1 protein-coding gene is annotated in these 599 nt (G+C 38.9%); it reads left to right on the top strand.

Annotated features, from left to right (window positions below):
- Positions 1–599: group II intron maturase-specific domain-containing protein (locus P5674_RS25640; protein ID WP_315670469.1), on the top strand; the 599-nt coding region annotated here is incomplete at both ends.

Raw genomic sequence — 599 nt, 5'->3', positions numbered from 1 at the left:
GATCCCAAGAAAAAGAACAGGGTGCAAGCCAATGTCATAAGATACGCCGATGATTTCGTGGTAATTTCAAAAGACCTAGGAATCATTGAACAGTGCAAAACTGCTATTTCTGAATGGCTAAAGCCTGTTGGATTAGAGATTAAACCTGAAAAAACTCGAATCTGCCATACACTCAAATCTATTGAGTATAATGGCAAAACAGAGAAACCCGGATTTGATTTTCTAGGATTCAACATTAGGCAATATCCAGCAGGAAAATATAAATCTGGGAAAACAGGGGGAATGGCAAGCCGATTAATCGGTCACAAGACCCACATTAAACCCAGCCAAAAAGCAGTTGCCCACACAGAAGTGATAAAAGGTGTAATTAAACAATTTAAAACAGCACCTCAATCAGCCCTGATTAACAAACTAAACCCAATTATTAGGGGATGGTCAAACTATTACTCAGCGGTAGTCTCAACAGAGACATTCACCAAACTAGATAAGACAATCTGGCAAATGTTACGGGCATGGACAGTATCAAGATGCGGAAAGGCAAGTCACGAAAAGCTAAGAAATTATTTCAGACATAGAACAATTAAACTTAGCAATGGGAA

The organism is Limnospira sp. PMC 289.06 (genome assembly GCF_032350395.1).
Lineage (GTDB): Bacteria > Cyanobacteriota > Cyanobacteriia > Cyanobacteriales > Microcoleaceae > Limnospira > Limnospira platensis.
Note: the sequence above shows the minus strand (reverse complement) of the source record. Positions and strands in the feature narration are given on the sequence as shown.